This is a genomic window from Streptococcus danieliae, assembly GCF_009767945.1.
Lineage (GTDB): Bacteria > Bacillota > Bacilli > Lactobacillales > Streptococcaceae > Streptococcus > Streptococcus danieliae.
This window is the reverse complement of sequence record NZ_WSRS01000010.1, coordinates 13,790-32,433: the sequence shown is the minus strand read 5'-3', so window position 1 is coordinate 32,433 and position 18,644 is coordinate 13,790. Positions and strand designations below refer to the sequence as shown.

The 18,644-nt window shown below is 44.8% G+C and carries 17 protein-coding genes; 2 read left to right on the top strand and 15 right to left on the bottom strand.

What is annotated here, in order from left to right:
* Positions 1 to 206 precede the first annotated feature (206 nt).
* From E5983_RS02145 to E5983_RS02090, 12 genes are all read right to left on the bottom strand, one after another.
* Positions 207 to 1,163, bottom strand: coding sequence for an ABC transporter permease (locus E5983_RS02145; RefSeq protein ID WP_160332280.1), 957 nt, complete (start codon positions 1,161 to 1,163; stop codon positions 207 to 209).
* Positions 1,160 to 2,221, bottom strand: coding sequence for an ABC transporter permease (locus E5983_RS02140; protein ID WP_160332279.1), 1,062 nt, complete (start codon positions 2,219 to 2,221; stop codon positions 1,160 to 1,162). Before E5983_RS02140 ends, E5983_RS02145 begins: the two co-directional genes overlap by 4 nt.
* The gene (locus E5983_RS02135) at positions 2,214 to 3,749 is read right to left on the bottom strand and encodes an ABC transporter ATP-binding protein (protein WP_160332278.1); all 1,536 of its coding nucleotides are present in this window, start codon (positions 3,747 to 3,749) and stop codon (positions 2,214 to 2,216) included. Before E5983_RS02135 ends, E5983_RS02140 begins: the two co-directional genes overlap by 8 nt.
* Positions 3,750 to 3,781: 32 nt before the next feature.
* On the bottom strand, positions 3,782 to 4,837 hold the full coding sequence (locus E5983_RS02130; protein WP_160332277.1) for a BMP family lipoprotein: 1,056 nt from the start codon (positions 4,835 to 4,837) through the stop codon (positions 3,782 to 3,784).
* Between the two features lie 24 nt (positions 4,838 to 4,861).
* Positions 4,862 to 5,251 carry a cytidine deaminase gene (locus tag E5983_RS02125; RefSeq protein WP_160332276.1) on the bottom strand — a complete coding sequence of 130 codons (390 nt, stop codon included), beginning with the start codon at positions 5,249 to 5,251 and terminating at the stop codon, positions 4,862 to 4,864.
* Complete coding sequence (deoC, locus tag E5983_RS02120) at positions 5,238 to 5,900, bottom strand: deoxyribose-phosphate aldolase (RefSeq protein ID WP_160332275.1); 663 nt, start codon at positions 5,898 to 5,900, stop codon at positions 5,238 to 5,240. Before deoC ends, E5983_RS02125 begins: the two co-directional genes overlap by 14 nt.
* Positions 5,901 to 6,107: 207 nt before the next feature.
* Entirely contained in the window at positions 6,108 to 7,154 is a 1,047-nt protein-coding gene (locus E5983_RS02115; RefSeq protein WP_160332274.1) for a BMP family lipoprotein, read from the bottom strand.
* Positions 7,155 to 7,374: 220 nt separating this feature from the next.
* Entirely contained in the window at positions 7,375 to 8,673 is a 1,299-nt protein-coding gene (locus E5983_RS02110) for an ABC transporter permease (protein ID WP_331251087.1), read from the bottom strand.
* Entirely contained in the window at positions 8,636 to 9,328 is a 693-nt protein-coding gene (locus tag E5983_RS02105; protein ID WP_414486748.1) for an ABC transporter ATP-binding protein, read from the bottom strand. Before E5983_RS02105 ends, E5983_RS02110 begins: the two co-directional genes overlap by 38 nt.
* Positions 9,329 to 9,416: 88 nt before the next feature.
* Positions 9,417 to 10,469, bottom strand: a complete 1,053-nt coding sequence (locus E5983_RS02100; RefSeq protein ID WP_160332272.1) for a BMP family lipoprotein — start codon at positions 10,467 to 10,469, stop codon at positions 9,417 to 9,419.
* A 96-nt stretch (positions 10,470 to 10,565) separates the two neighbouring features.
* A complete protein-coding gene (locus E5983_RS02095) occupies positions 10,566 to 11,843 on the bottom strand; it encodes a pyrimidine-nucleoside phosphorylase (RefSeq protein ID WP_160332271.1) in 1,278 nt (425 codons plus the stop codon).
* Positions 11,840 to 12,430, bottom strand: a complete 591-nt coding sequence (locus E5983_RS02090) for a class I SAM-dependent methyltransferase (protein ID WP_160332270.1) — start codon at positions 12,428 to 12,430, stop codon at positions 11,840 to 11,842. Before E5983_RS02090 ends, E5983_RS02095 begins: the two co-directional genes overlap by 4 nt.
* 90 nt (positions 12,431 to 12,520) lie before the next feature.
* Between E5983_RS02090 and coaA the strand changes: the two genes are divergently transcribed.
* Together coaA and rpsT are read left to right on the top strand one after the other, a co-directional pair.
* A complete protein-coding gene (coaA, locus tag E5983_RS02085; protein WP_160332269.1) occupies positions 12,521 to 13,441 on the top strand; it encodes a type I pantothenate kinase in 921 nt (306 codons plus the stop codon).
* A 68-nt stretch (positions 13,442 to 13,509) separates the two neighbouring features.
* Positions 13,510 to 13,746: a 30S ribosomal protein S20 gene (gene rpsT / locus E5983_RS02080; RefSeq protein WP_160332268.1), complete on the top strand. Its 237-nt coding sequence runs from the start codon at positions 13,510 to 13,512 to the stop codon at positions 13,744 to 13,746.
* A gap of 58 nt (positions 13,747 to 13,804) precedes the next feature.
* On the opposite strand, the gene E5983_RS02075 is transcribed toward rpsT, so the two are convergent.
* From E5983_RS02075 to E5983_RS02065, 3 genes are all read right to left on the bottom strand, one after another.
* Positions 13,805 to 15,163: a sensor histidine kinase gene (locus E5983_RS02075; RefSeq protein ID WP_160332267.1), complete on the bottom strand. Its 1,359-nt coding sequence runs from the start codon at positions 15,161 to 15,163 to the stop codon at positions 13,805 to 13,807.
* Positions 15,150 to 15,827 (bottom strand): response regulator transcription factor, encoded by a 678-nt coding sequence (locus tag E5983_RS02070; protein WP_160332266.1) that lies wholly within the window; start codon positions 15,825 to 15,827, stop codon positions 15,150 to 15,152. The genes E5983_RS02075 and E5983_RS02070 overlap by 14 nt, the downstream gene beginning before the upstream one ends.
* A 269-nt stretch (positions 15,828 to 16,096) precedes the next feature.
* The gene (locus tag E5983_RS02065) at positions 16,097 to 18,643 is read right to left on the bottom strand and encodes a M1 family metallopeptidase (protein ID WP_160332265.1); all 2,547 of its coding nucleotides are present in this window, start codon (positions 18,641 to 18,643) and stop codon (positions 16,097 to 16,099) included.
* Between the last annotated feature and the right edge of the window lies 1 nt (position 18,644).

Genomic DNA, 18,644 nt, shown 5'->3' with positions numbered 1-18,644 from the left:
TTCGCATCCACTAAACCAATCTCCTCTACTCATGTTTTCTGAGACTAGTATAGCTAGATTTCTACTTTATCGGAAGATACCTTGTTATTGGGCGCTTACTTTTTTTGCACTCTGAATTACAAAAAAAGTTGCATGGAGAGCAAGCTTTCCACACAACTTATTATAGAACCAAAAAGTTTCCTGGCGACACCAGGAAACTTTAACATTTATTTAGACTTAATATAATTGACTCCGACTGCCTTCGGCGCAACGGCTTTTCCGAAGAAGACCGCAAGGACAACGATTGTCAAGACGTAAGGAGCAATCTGTAGGTAAACGGCTGGAACCTTATCAAAGAGTGGTAACTGGCTTCCAATAACCGCCAAACTTTGGGACAATCCAAAGAAAAGACTGGAGAACATGGCACCAACTGGATTCCACTTTCCGAAAATCATTGCTGCAAGGGCGATAAATCCTGGCCCTACAATGGTTGAAATGGAGAAGTTAACCGAAATCGATTGGGCATAAACGGCACCCCCAACACCACCAAGGAAACCAGAAATCATTACACCCGCATACCGCATCATGTAAACATTGATCCCAAGAGTATCAGCCGCCTGTGGATGTTCACCAACGGAACGGAGGCGGAGACCAAACTTGGTCTTAAACATCACAAACCAAGCCAGGAAGGAAACCGCAATGGCCACATACCCCATAATCGACGTGTTTTTGAAAAAGATTTCGCCGATAAACGGAATATCCGACAAGATTGGGAAATCAAAACGTCCAAAGGACTCTTGAATATTATCAGTTTGGCCTTTATTGTAAAGCACTTTGACCAAGAAAACAGTCAAGGCTGGAGCCATCAGGTTCAGCACCGTACCACTGACCACGTGGTCCGCACGGAAATGAACGGTCGCTACAGCATGGAGGAGGGAGAAGAGCACACCCGCCAAACCTCCAACTAGAAGAGCCAACCAGGGAGTTGCCTCTCCAAAAACGGAAGCTGTCTCAAGGTTGAAAACAACTGCTGAAAAGGCACCAACAACCATGATTCCTTCCAAACCGACATTGACAATCCCAGCATGCTCAGAGAAACTTCCACCGATAGAAGTAAAAATGAGAGGGGCTGAATAAATCAGCATGGAAGACACTAATAAGGCTAATAGGGTTTCGAGATTCATTTAGCTTGCCCCTCCTTTTTTGCTTTTGATTCAAGGAATTTTTCAATGACATAATGAATTCCAACGAAGAAGATAATCGATGCTGTCACAATGTTAACCAGTTCTGGCGGAATTGACGCCGCATTCATACCTGGCGCCCCAACTTGTAGGACAGCAAAGAGGAAAGCCGCAAAGATAATTCCAATTGGCGAATTATTGGCTAACAGCGATACTGCCATCCCGTTAAAACCAATCGAGAGGGAGCTTCCTTGAATGTAGACATTCTGGAAGGTTCCAAGCCCTTCAACAGCTCCTCCCAGACCCGCAAGCGCACCGGAGATAATCATCGAAATAATGATAATTCGTTTGGAAGACATCCCCGCATACTCACTGGCATGAGGATTGAGACCAACAGAGCGAATTTCAAAACCAAGAGTGGTTTTTTTCAAGAGGAACCAAATCGCAAAGACTGCAATCAGGGCAAAGAAAATCCCAATGTTCATCCGTGAGTTACTGGTCAGAGCCCGCAGCCATTCTGTTTGGTAGCTCGCAGCCATTCCCACTGGCTTACTAGAGTCGGTACTTTGCATCACAGACTGAGGCAATTGGTGAATAAGCGCATTTCCAACATAGAGAACAATATAGTTCATCATGATGGTCACGATAACCTCACTTGTTCCCAAGTAGGCCCGTAAAATTCCTGGAATCGAACCAATGATCCCCCCAGCAAACATGGCAATGATAATGGTAGCCGGAATCATAACCAGGCGTGGCAGGTCTGGATTGAGAAGAGCAAAGGATGCTGCTGCAATCCAACCAGCCAAGGCTTGTCCCGCCAAACCGACGTTAAAGAAACCTGCACGACTAGCTACCGCAAAACCAAGACCAATCAAGGTCAAAGGTCCCATAGCCCGGAAGATTTCTCCAATCGAACGCAGAGAACCAAAAGCTGTTGCAAAAAGAGCTTCATATCCCCAAATAGCATCGTAGCCAAAAATCCACATGATAATGGCTCCAAGGACAATCCCCAAGAGAACTGAAATTAGGGGAACAGCTGCACCTTGAATTTTCTTAGACATTTCCTTCCTCCTTCTTCAATTCTCCACCAGCCATCAAGATTCCAAGCTCCTGTTTGTTAGTGATTTCAGGATCCAATTCACCCTGAATTTTACCATCATGAATAACCGCAATCCGATCTGAAACATTCAAGATCTCATCTAGTTCAAAGGAAACAACCAAAATGGCCTTCCCTTTATCCCGCTCCTCAATCAGACGTTTGTGAATATACTCAATCGCACCAACATCCAAACCACGGGTCGGTTGACTAACGATGAGTAAATCTGGGTCCCGATCCACTTCCCGCGCAATAATCGCCTTCTGCTGGTTTCCTCCAGACAAGGCTTTAGCGGGGACATATTCACTGGCAGCCCGAACATCAAACTCATCCATCAATTTACGCGCATGTTGGTAAATATTGGTATAGTTCAAAATTCCCTTAGAACTCATTGGTTCCTTGTAATAGGTTTGCAGGGCAATATTTTCAGAAATCGATAATTGCAGAACCAGACCATCACGATGGCGATCCTCCGGCACGTGTCCAACCTGCATTTCCGTGATTGTCCGTGGGCTAGCCCCGACAATATTTTGGCCTTTTAGAGTAATCATTCCCGACTTAACCTTCCGCAATCCAGTGATAGCCTGAATCAGCTCTGTCTGACCATTGCCATCAATTCCGGCAATCCCGACAATCTCACCAGCACGAACATCCAGGTTGAGGTTTTTAACCGCAGGAACACCACGATTCTCCAAAACCACCAGATCTTTAATAGATAGAACCGTTTCTTGTGGCTGTGCTTTGACCTTATCTGTCTTGAAGGAAACCGAACGGCCGACCATCATTTCAGCCAAATCCTGATTGCTAGCCCCAGCAATTTCAACCGTTTCGATACTCTTACCACGACGAATAACGGTCACGCGATCGGCAACAGCCCTGATTTCGTCCAATTTATGGGTGATCAAAATCAAGGATTTCCCTTCTTTAACCAAACTCTTCATAATTTCAACCAACTCTTGAATTTCAGAAGGGGTCAAAACCGCGGTCGGTTCGTCAAAGATAAGGATATCTGCACCTCGGTAAAGGGTCTTTAGAATTTCAACCCGCTGCTGCATTCCTACTGAGATATCTTCGATCTTAGCTGCTGGATCGACTGCCAGACCGTACCGTTCGGACAATGCTTTGATTTCCTTAGTTGCTTCTTTAATATCTAAGACACCATTTTTGGTCACTTCACTTCCCAAGATGATGTTTTCAGCAACCGTGAAGGCCTCCACCAACATAAAGTGTTGGTGGACCATCCCGATTCCAAGAGAAGCTGCTTTAGAAGGAGAATCCAATTGAACAATCTGGCCATTGACCGCGATCTCACCGCTGGTTGGCTCTAGCAAACCTGCCAGCATATTCATCAAAGTGGATTTTCCTGCCCCGTTTTCTCCTAGAAGGGCATGAATTTCGCCCTTCCGGAGTTGAAGATTAATATGGTCGTTGGCAACAAAATCCCCAAATTTTTTGGTGATGTCGCGCATCTCGATGACATGTTCATTCGCCATATTCCGTTTGTCCTTTCCAACGTCTCCGCTTATTATTTTTCAGGAACGGTTACTTTGCCGTCAATAATCGCTTGTTTTGCTTCTTCAACAGCTTTTTTGGTTTCATCGTTCAAGTTATCGTAAGTGACTTCAACACCACCTGATTTTAGGTCATAGGCAGTGGTTGTTCCACCAGGGAACTTGTCTTCTTGCAATTTATTGGCCATGTCTTTAATGGTGTTTCCAACTTCTTTCAAGGTTGAAGTCAAGACAACATTGGCTTCTTTTCCGTCCTTGTCTTTGTAACCACCTTGAGGAGCTTGGTCACTATCTACACCGATGACCCAAACTTTTTCATCAGAATCTGCAGCAAGTTTTTCGTTCCGCGTAATGGCTTCATTCAAAAGTCCATCACCAGTTTTACCAGATGCGTGGAAGATCACATCTGCACCTGCCGCATATTGAGCTGCAGCGATTGTTTTACCTTTGGCAGCATCATTAAAAGAGCCTGCATAGTCCACTTGGACTTTGATCGATGGGTCGACAGATTTCACACCAGCTTCAAACCCTTTTTCAAAGCGTGTGATAACTTCACTTTCCACACCACCAATGAAACCAACTTGTTTTGATTTTGTGTTTTTGGCCGCTGCAACACCGGCTAGGTAAGCTGCCTCTTGATCGGCAAAGGTTGCAGAAGCAACGTTGTCCAAATCAATCACGCTGTCCACCATTACAAATTTTGTATCTGGATTGTTTTTAGCGACTTCTTCCAAGGATGTCGCTAGGGCAAAGCCTGCACCTGCAACCATGTCATAGCCTTCTGTAATGGCTTGTTGGAAATTGTTGGTGAAGTCAGATTCATTTTCAGACTGATAATAAGTATAGCCCTGATTTTGTTCTAATTTATTTTCCTCACCCCAAGCCTTCAAACCTGTCCAAGCAGATTCGTTGAAAGAGTGATCATCAACCCCACCTGTATCCGTAACATAGGCTACACGAATCGAATCAGCAGCTGACTCGGAACGATTCGCACTACGGTTTGAACAAGCTGCTAAAGCAACTACTGCAAGAGAGGCTGCACCAAGGGCCACAATTTTATTTGACTTCATTACAATCTCCTTTATTTGAATCAATTAATTTAAATTTTGGAAAGAATAAGGTAGCAATTCTGCCATCGTCATGGTCTTTGTTGAACCATCCTTGGCAATTAAGGTAATGGGTACTTCCATTTCAAAAAATTCCGCCATCACTTGCCGGCAAGCTCCACACGGTGACACCGGGGCTTGCGTCTCTCCATAAATGTAGAGAGCAGAGAAGTCAGTTACTCCCTCTGAAACGGCCTTAAAAATAGCGGTTCTCTCCCCACAGTTGGTTAAGCCAAAGCTAGCATTTTCAATGTTAACTCCGGTAAAAACCTGGCCATCCTTGGCAACAAGGACAGCCCCTATGGGGAAATGGGAGTAGGGAACGTAAGCCTGGTTAGCTGTTTTCATGGCCAGCTGAATTGGATCAATAGCCTCCATTCACAACCTCACCCTTCATAATGGCCACACCAGCAGAAGTTCCAATTCGAGTTGCTCCTGCTTCCACAAAAGCAACAGCATCTTCATAAGAACGCGCTCCACCAGCTGCTTTGACACCAAACTCTGGTCCAACTGCACGACGCATCAATTCAAGATCCGCCACATTGGCACCAGCTGTTGAAAATCCTGTAGACGTCTTCACAAAATCAGCTCCTGCTTCAACGGTTAGACGAGAAGCACGCTCTTTTTCTTCATCTGTCAACAAGGCTGTTTCAATGATAACCTTAACCAAGGCATCACCACTGGCCTCCACAACTGCTTGGATGTCCTGTAGAACAGTTGCATCATCACCATCTTTTAAGGCCGCAATATTCATGACCATATCCACTTCATCAGCGCCATTTTTAACAGCTTCTGCCGTTTCGAACGCTTTTGTAGCAGGAGTTGTTGCTCCAAGAGGGAAACCGATAACGGTACAGACTTTAACATCTGTTCCAGCCAGCTCCTCCGCAGCCAGAGCGACCCAGCTTGGATTCAAACAAACACTCGCAAAATCATAGTCTTTGGCCTCTTGAATCAACTGTAAAATCGCAGCTTTTTGAGCATCTGCTTTGAGAAGTGTGTGGTCAATGTATTTGTTCAGTTTCATGCTTTTCTCCTATTCTTTTGGCAGGAAATGCGGTTACATTTTACTCCCTCTATTTTATCATTTTTTAGCGGTCATTGACCACCTCCCTTCAAGTTTTTTGGGCGCTTATTTTGCAAAAAAAGAGGTTGATTTCTCAACCTCTTACGAATACAAAAGCGGCTAAGGTTTTAAAGAAAAACTTCAAAACCTACGTCCACACCAAAAAGATTATTTTTCTGGAACGGTCAAACGTCCCGCAATAATATCTTCTTTAGCTGTTGAAACGGCTGCTTTGGCATCTGAGGAAAGTTGACCTGTCACGAGGTTCACACCTCCCACTTTCAAACCATAGACAGCTGTCTGGTTTCCAGGGAAGTTCCCTTGACTGGCCTTATCTGCAATATCTTTCAGAGCTGCTCCAACTTCCTTGATTGTGGAAGTCAAAACAAAGTTTGCTTTTTTCCCATCCTTGGAAGTAAATTCTCCATCAGCTGATTGATCCTGATCCACACCGATGACCCAAACCTTGTCAGCTTCATCACGTGTTTCATTTAAATCTTTCGCTTCTTTGAAGACTCCAGCTCCACTTCCACCTGCTGCTTGGTAAATCACGTCCACACCACTCGCATATTGAGCCTGTGCCAAGGATTTCCCTTTAGAGGCATCCGTAAAGGAACCTGCGTAATCTACCTGAACCTTGATATCCGGATCCACCGAATGAATCCCTGCTTCAAAGCCCTTTTCAAACCGTTTCACAACTTCAGATTCAATTCCGCCGATAAAACCAATCTTCTTCGACTGACTGGTCTTAGCTGCTGCAACCCCCGCTAAGTAAGCTGCTTCTTGATCCGCAAATGTTGCACTAGTTACATTCTTTTGACCTTCAATCACTTCATCCAAAATAACATAATTCACATCTGGATGATCCTTAGCAGCCTGCTCAACTGCATTTTTGACAATGTAACCAATTCCAATAATCAAATTGCTTCCGCTCGAAGCGGCCTGCTCAAAATTATTGGTGTAATCCGACTCCGAATCGGATTGGTAATAATCATAACCATTACCCTGGCTAAGACCTTGGGCCTTACCCCATGCCTCTAAACCTTCCCAGGCAGACTGGTTAAAGGATTTATCATCCACGCCACCAACGCTAGTAACCAAACTAGCTTTTACCTTGGCTTCTGAATTTTCTGTGTTTTCTCGCTGACCACAAGCAACCAGTCCCAGTGCTGCCACTGCTAGGCCTGCAACCGCAAGAATCGGCTTCTTATTCAAAGCACTAACCTCCGTTTTTTACATACAGTTGACAGTATAGCACAGAAAAATCATTTTGACTAGATTCATTCGCGAAAAATCAAAAACTTTTCTGTAAACTTTCACGAAAGCGTTTGAATCCCGAATATTTTTCAGGACCATTTCTCTTATATGCAACTGTTGTTTCCTTTTTTCTCAAAAAAAGAAGCCGGCAAAACCGACTCCTCCTCTAATTTTTCCCCTATTCATACCTCAAAGAAACAACCGGATCTAATTGACTAATTTTTTTGGTTGGGAAATAGGCGGATAGGTAACCCAAGACCAAACCTAACCCAATCATCATCAGAATCGACTGCAGGTCTAAGAAAAAGACCTTGGTAATACTAGGATAAAAATGACGAACAACTACATTGGCGATACTTCCAATAACTTGAGAAACTAGGAAGGCCACCACTAAGGACAGGAAGGTAATGATGAGGGATTCATAGAGAAAAATTGACTGAACATCCCGGTTCAAATAACCAACCGCCTTCATAACCCCAATCTCCCTAGATCGTTGCATGATATTAATATAAACGATAATCCCAATCATAATAGTAGAAACAACCACCGCTTGGAAAGACAGGACAACCAATAATCCCTGAATCACCCGAATAAACTGGATCACCAAACCAAGTACCTCTTGTTGCGACAGCACAGTATATTTTTTATTTTCCTTCAGACTTTCCACAACGGCCTCTGTTGTACTTGGATCCCCCAGCTCAAAAATTACATAAGGCTTCAGGCGTACAAACTGATGTTGTTGCAGGATTTTTTCCAGTGTCACTGGCGCCATATAACTATTGCTATCTGCCAACTCATCTGTCAAAACCCTGCTAATCTTCACTGAAACAGTTGCTGTATGACTCCCTTTCTCGGTATTCTCCAGGATGACTAATTGAACTTCTTTTCCTATCAAGCTCTCTGCTGTGTAACTACTTTTGGTCTCGCGATTAAAATCCTCGATAAAGGTGATTGGAACCGTTATCCCCTCTTCAGATGAATCCTTATAGGGATTCCCGGCAAGGAGATTTCCCTCTGTATTAGCAGGGACTGCAATCTCACTATTTGTATAAAGGCTGACCAGCTGAGCATAATTGGGTAGAGACTGACTGAGATCCAGCTGTTTCCCTTCAATACTAGCTGTTTGAATCAGGGTTGAAAAGGGACTTTCTAGATACTTGATCTGGTCTTTGCCCACCAGCTCATAGATAAAATCAATATCAGATTGATTCAAAACCCCACCACCAGTTGTTTGAGCATTCAAGGACACCTGGATCTGAGCTGGTAATTGGCCCTGATTGGTTTCCCGATGAATTAGATCAACAACTGCGTTTCCTAGACCAAAAGCAAGTAAAATCCCGATAAAGCCGATAGAAGTCGCTGCTGCAATCATAAAATTTCGCCAACGCCGTTCTAAAAAATTAGACCAGGCCAAACGCAGCTTGCTCCGCCATGTAAAACTATTTCTCTGACTTTTCTGTTTTCTCAATGATCTCACCGTCCTTCATCCTGATAATGATGTCTGCATAATCCGCAACTTCTGGATTATGGCTCACAATAATGATTGTTTTCCCCAGTATCTGCAACTGTTTAAAAATCTCTAAAACTGCTGCTTGGGATTTGGAATCCAAAGACCCCGTCGGCTCATCCGCCACAATTAAGTCTGGAGTATTAACCAGGGCTCGGGCAATCGCCACTCGTTGCCGCTGCCCTCCAGATAATTCCTGAACATTTTTCGCTTTAAAGGCCAACATCCCCAACTGCTCCAGATACCGCTCTCCAATCGCATTCATTTCTTGTTCCCTTAAGCCGTATAAACGCAGCGGCAACTTTACATTTTCTAAAACAGATTGATGGGCAATGACATTAAAATTTTGAAAAACAAAACCAATATTCTCTTTTCGGAAAAGGGTCAACTCATCTGGAGATAACTCACCCAAACGCTGATTTTTAAAGAGAACCTCCCCCTGATAATCTGAGTCCAGACCACTAATAATGTTTAACAGACTGGTCTTCCCACAACCGGATGGACCATAAATCACCACCAGCTTGTTTTCTTCCAATTGGAGATTGACTCCCTTTAGGGCTTGCTCACTAGCGTTCGAGGTCCCTGTATACACTTTATGAACATCTTTTATTTCTAACAACATCACAATCTCCTTTTAAGGCAAAACCAACATCTTATAAGTCTAATAAAAAAGAGAGAGGACACGAATCCCCTCTCTCACTCCCTAATGTCGATTATTTAGCTGGAACTTCTAAATCACCAGCTACGATTTTATCTTTTGCTTCTTTAACAGCTGCTTTTGCGTCATCAGACAAGTTTGTTTCTGTAAGGTCAACACCTTTGTCTTTCAAACCGTAAGTAAGGTGTTTACCACCTGGGAACTTACCATCTTTGGCTTGATTTGCCAAGTCTGCAACAGCCGCTCCAACTTCTTTCAAAGTAGAGGCAAGAACAAAGTTGGATTCTTTACCGTCTTTAGATTTGTAGTTTCCTTCATCTTTCTGGTCACGGTCAACACCGACTACCCAAACTTTTTCTGCTTCGTCTTTAGTTTCATTCAAGTCTTTCGCTTCTTTGAAGACACCCACACCAGTTCCACCAGCTGCTTGGTAGATTACATCTACGCCAGCTGAGTATTGAGCTTGAGCGATTGATTTCCCTTTCGCTGCATCACTGAAAGAACCTGCGTAGTCCACACGAACGTTGATAGAAGGATCAACAGATTTAACCCCTGCTTCAAATCCTTTTTCAAAACGGGTGATAACTTCTGATTCCATACCACCGATGAAACCAATTTCTTTTGTTTTAGTTGTTTTAGCCGCAGCCACACCAGCTAGGTAAGCTGCTTCGTTGTCCGCAAAGGTTGCAGAAGCAACGTTGTCCATGTTTTCAATCACTTCATCAATGATAACGTAGTTGGTGTCTGTACGGTCTTTCGCAGCTGATTCAACAGCGTTACGAAGGGCAAAACCGATACCGAATACTAATTGGTTACCGCTAGATGCTGCTTGTTCCAAGTTGTTGGCATAGTCAGACTCACTTTGAGATTGGATATAGCTAATACCGCTTCCTTCAGATAGGCCGTTTTCTTTACCCCAAGCCATCAAACCTTCCCAAGCTGATTGGTTAAAGGACTTGTCATCAACCCCACCAGTATCGGTTACGATAACTGCCTTAAGGTCTGTTTTAGCATCGGCATTTTCACTGGTAGAACGGTTACCACAGGCTACCAATGTTAGGGCTGCTGCAGCCGTCAAACCGATACCAAACCATTGTTTCTTGTTCATTATGAACCTCCTAAAAAATGTTAAAACGAATGAGTGATCCAAATCACTAGGCAAAAGATACGGTGAGGGATACCGGAAATTCAAAGTCCTTCAAAATTAACGAACGATTTCAATAATTTCCTTGATTTCGACCTCTTCTTTTCCTATTTTAACATTTTCCAGAAATTCTTCAAGCATAACTTTCGGAATTTCCGAATTTGCGTAAATTCTCGCCAAAACTTGACCTACTTCTACCCGATCGCCTACTTTTTTCTCAAAAACAAGACCGGTTTCGAAATCTAGAGGATCTGTTTTGACAGCACGACCAGCACCTAACTTCATGGCAAAGAGACCATAATAAAGGGCTGGAAGCTCTGTAATATAGCCACTTACAGGCGCCTTAACCTCATACACCTCTTGAACTTGGACCGGGCGATAGAGGTCTTCTAAATCACCACCTTGGGCCACCACCATCTCTTCAAATTTAGCCAGGGCTAAACCGTTTTCAAGATGGGAACGAACTTCCTCAAGTGATTTTTCAACACCTGCTAAAGCCAACAACATTTGGCCCAATTCGCTTACAAAGTTCGTAATATCCGAACGACCTTGTCCCCGTAAAATCTCAATCGCGTCCAATAGCTCCAAACGATTCCCAATCGCCCGACCCAACGGTTGGCTCATGTCTGTCACCACAGCCACCGTTTCACGACCAACTGCTTTTCCAAGATTGACCATGGTTGTTGCCAACTCACGCGCTTCTTCGATCGTTTTCATAAAGGCACCTTGCCCAACTGTCACATCTAGAAGAATGGCATCGGCCCCTGCCGCGATTTTCTTACTCATAACCGAGCTAGCAATCAAAGGAATGATATCCACCGTTGCGGTCACATCCCGCAGAGCGTAGAGCAACTTATCAGCCTTAACCAACTGATCCGACTGGCCAATCACAGAAACACCAATCTCTTGGACCTGCTGAATGAAGTCCGCTTCCGGAATTTCTACCTGGAAGCCTTTGATCGATTCCAACTTGTCCAAGGTACCACCCGTATGCCCCAGGCCACGACCACTCATTTTAGCCACCGATACACCAAAGCTCGCAACCAGCGGTGCCAGAATCAGGGTTACCTTGTCCCCCACACCACCCGTGGAATGCTTATCAACCTTGATACCCGGAATAGCAGATAAGTCCACCTGATCACCACTAGCCACCATAGCCATGGTTAAATCACTGATCTCCCGCGTATCCATTCCCTTAAAGTAGATTGCCATGGCCAAGGCCGCCATCTGGTAGTCCGGAACCGATCCATCCACATAGCCCTCAATCAACCAATCAATCTCCTCCTTGCTCAAGGCATGGCCATCACGTTTTTTCTGAATTAAGTCAACCGCTCTCATTCCTTTTCACTCCTAAGGATATAATAACCCTTATCCTTTCTGATAATTTCACAATTGCCAAAGATTTCTTCCATCTTCTTCTTAGCACTTGGCGCCCCTTGCTTCTTTTGAATCACAAGGGTCAAATCTCCACCAGACTCCAAGTAGTCCGGTGCCTCCACAATAATTTTGTGGACCACACTCTTACCTGCCCGAATTGGCGGATTGGAGATAATATGGGTAAAGGTCCCTGCAACCTGCTCATACACATCTGAAGAAAAGATCTGCGCCTCCACCCCATTAGCCCGGGCATTCTTGGCTGCCAAATCTAAAGCTCTTTCATTGACATCGACCATGGTCACCTGCTGGCCCTGCACCTTAGCTAAGGCAATCCCCAAAGGGCCATACCCACAGCCCAGGTCCAACAACCGCTCCCCCGGTGCAAAATCCAGGCTATCCAACAAGACCCGGGAACCATAGTCCACCTGCTTTTTCGAAAAAACACCGGCATCGGCTAAAAAACGAAAATCCGCGTCCAATAGAGATACGCGTAACTCTCGCACATCATGTGCGGCATCCGGCTGCTGCTCAAAATACATCTTACTCATACGTTTATTTTATCACATCTGAAAGCATTATGGAAACGGTTTACAGGTCCATCAGCCCTATGATATACTAGGCGAGGAAGCGAGGATCTTATGCAGGAATTTTTTAACTACCGTCAGATGAAGCGGGAGGACTGGAGCCAGCTCCACTCTGATTTCACCAAGGCCGGCTTAACCCAGGCCGAATTAGACGCAATTCGCAGCCTCAACGACCCCATCGAATTAGAAGAGATCGAGGCCATCTATCTCCCCCTCATCCATTTGCTTCATATCTATAAGAAAAATAAAGAAGAACTAAATCTAGCCAAGGGGGCTTTTCTGGGCCAAACCGCTAGTAAGTCTCCCTTTATCATCGGTATCGCGGGTAGCGTGGCTGTTGGGAAATCTACAACCAGTCGACTCCTACGCTTGCTACTGCAACAAACCTATCCCGAATTACAGGTCGACCTGGTCACCACAGATGGCTTCCTCTACCCCAATGTCTACTTAGAGGCCCAAGATATGATGCACCAAAAGGGCTTCCCCCAGTCCTATGACATGGAAAAACTGCTAGACTTTTTGGACCACATCCGTAATGGCGATGCCTACGACGTTCCCCTCTACTCCCATGAGAGTTACGATATCCTCAGCGACCAGGTCTACCACTTGGAAAACACGGATATCTTGATTGTGGAAGGGATCAATCTCTTTCAAATTTCAGACCAGCCCAATCTTTTCAGTCTCGATTATTTTGATTTTTCCATCTACATCGACGCCCCCACTGCCCTCATCGAGCAGTGGTACTTGGAACGCTTCTTAAAACTGCGCGACCTGGCTATGGATAAACCGGAGAATTACCACCACCGTTTCAGTCAGATGACCGCAGCGGAATCCCTGGCTTATGCCCGTCATGTTTGGGAAAAAATCAATCTGGTCAATCTGGTCAACTACATTCTGCCGACTCGAAATCGGGCACAAATGATCCTGCATAAGAACCATGATCATAAAATTGATAAAATCTACCTAAAAAAATGAATTTTTCTTGTCAAGTGCTCAAAATTTCTGTATAATTAGATAGTTATTATTTATGGAGGTGAAAGATTTTGGCAAATATTAAATCAGCTATCAAACGCGCTGAATTGAACGTAAAACAAAACGAAAAAAATTCAGCTCAAAAATCAGCTATGCGTACTGCGATCAAGAACTTTGAAGCAAACCCAACTGAAGAGCTTTTCCGTACTGCATCTGCTGCAATTGATAAAGCAGAAACAAAAGGTTTGATTCACAAAAACAAAGCAAGCCGCGACAAGTCACGCCTTGCTGCTAAACTTGCTCAATAAGAATAGAAGCTCCTCGGAGCTTTTTTCTTTTGCCTTTAGTTACGAAAAAATGCCCTTCCTAGGAAGAGGCATTTTTTCGATTACGGGCGCGATAGCGTTTTTTCCCTTCTTTACTGAGGGTGATTTCAAAAATCGTCCCTTTGGGGCTATTGTCCTTGACTTGAATGGTCGCATTGAGGGCCGAAATGATCTGTTTGGCCAAGGCTAGACCGAGGCCAAAACCTGTGCTTTGGCGTGTCCGGGCCTTATCAACCTGGTAAAAGCGGTCAAAGACTCGGACTTTTTCTGCATCTGGAATTCCAATCCCATCATCCCATACCTGGATCCGCAGGTCTCCATTCCGGTCTTGGGGGAATAGCTGAATCCCTACCTGACCGTCTTCCTCAGTATATTTGATGGCATTATCAAAGAGGATAGTCAGTAACTGTTTGAGCAAACTCTTGTCGGATTGGATTTGCCCTTGAAATTCATTGACGTAGGTAAATTGCTTACCGTTGTCCTCAGCAACCAGCTCAAAGTTTTCCAAGGTATCTTCAAAAAACTGAGCATCAATGGTTTCTAAAACAGGATCAATTCCGTCATCGCGACGTGCCATACTGAGTAGATTAGCGATTAACTTGCGCATATTCCGAACTTCTTCCAAACTGGCTGCAACCGACTCTCTTTCCTCCAGAATAGTCGATTGAGGTTTACGGAAAAGACCTTCCAAGCGATTTTGAAGAACTGCCAAAGGAGTCCGAAGTTCGTGACTGGCATTTTCGATAAAAGATTTTTGGCGTTGGACACTGTCCAAAAGTGGGACCATGGTTAATTTAGCCAGGTAATAACTAGCCAAGAGCGAGATTGACCAGAAGATCAACATTACCATGATAACGGTGTTTTCATTTCTCTGATTGGTTGATTCTATCTGACTGGTGTTAATCAAAACAGCCGCATAGGCAATTCCGTCAATGGGCTGGGCCAATTCTAGAGGAAAACAAATTTCCCGGAAGCGCTCCTTTTTCCCAAAGGTGGTTCGCATTTCAACCTGACGGATCTGATAGAATTTTTTCTTAGCATCTAGCTGAATATTATTGGTATCCAACAAGTGGCTATTGGTGGACAAGGCTTCTCCATCTTCATTAAATAAGAGGACTTCGGAATTGGCCGAAAGGGGCGCCTCAATATTCTTTAAATCCTTTTCAATCCCAGCAATATTATCGGTATAACTTTTTAGGGACCGAAGGGCTGCTAAAACCGTTGCTTCCGAGTTCTGGCTGTAGTTCCTCAGAGTTCCATCGACCGAACTATAGATCCCCGACCGCATAATTTGTAAAATCAACACAGTCATGGTTCCAAAAATCAGGGTAAAGACGGTTACATAGCGAATAAAATACGGAAAATTAGCCGATTGGGCTTTTTCTTTAACCTTGTTCATGTTTCAAAATGTATCCCACACTTCTAAGTGTCTGCAAATGTTCTGCAAAAACACTTCCTTTAAGTTTCTTCCGAATTTTGGAGACATAGACCTCTACAACCGAAATCGTGGTATCAGAATCGAAGCCCCAGATTCGGTCGAAGATTTGTGACTTGGGTAAGATGACATTTTGGTTCTGCAAGAAATAGATCAGAAGGTCAAATTCTTTCCCCAAAAGCTCGACCTCTTTCCCTGCCATTTTAGTGCTATTGGTATTGAGATCAACTTCAATATCCCCATAGACCAACTGATTCAAATGAAATTTCCCAGAGCGTTTGAGCAGGGCCTGGATCCGCATTTTCAACTCTTCCAAATAGAAGGGTTTTGTTAAATAATCATCGGCTCCCAGTTCAAAGCCTTGGCCCTTGTCCTCCAAACTTTCCTTGGCTGTCATGATTAAAACCGGGGTGGAAACTCCCTTCTCCCGCAATTCTTGAAGGACCTGAAAACCATCTTTTTCGGGCAGCATCAAATCCAAAAGAATCAAATCATAGATGCCAGACTCGGCTTCATAGAGACCTTCCTCACCATCAAAAACCTGCATCACATCTGCAAAATCATCCAAAAAATCAAAAACTGAATTGGACAAACTCAGGTCATCTTCGACCAACAAAATCTTAATCATCACTATTCCTCTATTAGACTTCCTGCAAAACAGTGACAGAACCTGAGATTTATCGGAGTCATCACTTGAAAAAGACTGAGTTACAAAATGTTTCAGTGTGGTTATGCGATCTAATACATTAGTTCCGCAGGAAGTCTATTCAAAAAGCCTGGGCCTGTTGCGACTCTCCAACCACCAACAGCACGTATGAATGGTCCGTTCGTCCTCAGTCCCCAGGCCTTTCCCTGTCTACTTTTTTTCTAGTTTACCAAGGTAAACTTAACTATTTCCTAATTCGCTTTTAGAGCAGCTAGAACCTGCTCCCGATCGCGTTCCATCAAGGCAACACGCGCCTCAATCTCATTCATTCCCATGATGATATTACGTTGCATAGATAGATCATCCAATTTTGGCTGGAAGAAATCTTTGTAGGCCTGCAACTGATCCTGACGATGGAAACTGTTAGCTGGGTAGATAATGTACTTGTCAAAGGACATATCACCCCCTAAGGCATCCACAATCCAGTCCCAATTCCGACCAGCCCAGTCCCAAGCTAGCGAACTCGCCTTAGCTTGCAACAAGAAGGCCCGGTACCAAGACATGGCCAAATCCTGTGGTTTAACAACCGATTTGTCCTGCCACTTAGATAGCAGCAACTGCAGATGCTCCTCCTCTTGCGCATAGGATAAGGCTGCCGCTAGCTGGCGTTGGAAGGTTCCATCGGTTGCATTTTTGTACAAAGCCAGGTAGAGTTCTACCAACTCTGCTGACTCAGCCGACTTCATTTGATTGATCAACACTTGCGAGCGGATCGAAGCAGGTGTATCTTCCAAATGTTCTTGGTACTGTTCAAAAAGGGCTGCCACTTCTTCCACAACAGGGACATCTCCTGCTTCTACCAGTTGACCCAAGGCCACCTGGCGGACCAATTCATCCTGCTCCGCTTCACCAGCTTGTGGCACCACCCCCAAGGTTTGAACTACAGGACCAAAGAGTTGTGAAATTTTTTGGTCCAGAGCAGCCTGGGCCTCCTTATCTTGGTCCACAAAGCGGGCCAAGGCTCGGACGACATTGGCCCAGGCGGAGAGAACAATAAAGGCTTTCTCTTCTGGCCATTTTTTCATCAAAGCAACCAAGGAAGCATAAGAAATACGTCCAGCTTCTGCCAACAATTGTTGCTCCTGCACCAACTGCAGACGACTAATAGCATCTAGGTCTGCGATCTTCTCAACCAAGGAGGCTCCGATTAGACCTTGGTAGTCACAAATATAGTGGGCTGTATTGCCATCATTGAAGCGAAGGGCACCTGCCTCAGCATTGGCAGCCGCCAAGGCTGCATAGCCTGGGATGACCAAGCGTCCTGTCGTCATCATATCTGGCAACCCTTGCCAATTGCTGTTTAGAGGGATATGCCAGAGACGGCCCTTGTCTTCTCCTTGTCCTAAGAAGAATTGTTCCTGGGTCAACACTAGATCATCCCCCTCAAGGGCAACTGTAACCACTGGGTAACCTGGTTGCTCCAACCAAGACTCCATAAAGGCTCCAACTTCTTTCCCTGAAGCAGCTTCCAAGGCAGCCCAGAGATCCGCTCCAACTGTGTTTCCATATTGGTGTTTGCGGAAATAGTCTCCCAAGCCTTGAGAAAAGGCTTGATCGCCCAACCAGCGATGCAACATGTGCATAAGCCGGCTTCCCTTGGCATAAACAATGGCCGGATCAAAGAGGGTATTGACCTCATCTGGATGATTAACCTGCACATGGACCGACTGAACCCCATCGGTTGCATCTCGGCGAAGAGAAAGTGGAATTCCACTAGTCTGGAAATCTTCCAAAATGTTCCAACCTGGCTCTAAGTGATCCACGCTGACATATTCCATCATATTGGCGAAACTCTCATTCAACCAGAGGTCATCCCACCATTCCATGGTCACCAAGTTACCAAACCACTGGTGAGCTACTTCATGGGCAATCACCAAGGCCACTTGTTGACGACTGTGGAAACTTGAATTGGCATCCACCAAGAGATAGACCTCCCGGTAGGTCACTAAGCCCCAGTTTTCCATAGCACCCGAAGAGAAATCTGGGAGGGCCAAATGTAGGGATTGGGGAATTGGGTAAGGGACATCGAAATAGTCTTCGTAGAAAGCAATCACACGCTTGGCAATGTCCAAGGCAAATTCCAAGTTTCTTTCTGGATGAGCCTTGCTGGCATAAACACCAACCAAGGTACCCCGTTCTGTCCGATCGGTAATTCCTTGTAAATCTCCGATTCCAAAGGCCAAGAGATAGGTCGACATGCGTGGTGTCCGTTCAAAGGTCCAGACACCGGTTTGTGCCCCCTGACCTGGTACTTGTTCCGGCATATTGGACAGGGCAATTTCTCCCTCCACCTGGTCAAACCGCAAGGTTAAATCAAAGGTCGCCTTGGCTTCTGGTTCATCAATACATGGAAAGGCTTCCCGCGCAAAGTGACTTTCAAACTGCGTTGAAATAATTTCCTTATCCTGGTCATCCAAGCGGTAATAGGATGGATAGATACCGGTCATCCGGTCATTAATTTTTCCACGATAGTTGACCACAACTGACACATCACCGGGCTCTAGACCAGCAGCTCTGACCAAGTCCTGCTCCTCTTCAACAACAAAGTCACAGTCCTGACCTGCAACAGCTAGGGAAACAATTTCCAACTCCTTCTGGTGCAAAGCCAACTCGCTGCCTGATAGATGCCCCTGGATGGTTACCTGACCCGAAAAAGTACGAGCCTTCCGATCTACCATTAGCTCCAAGCTGTAGTGTTCTGGTTGAAATCCTTGATACAAACGTTGCAATTCTGTCATA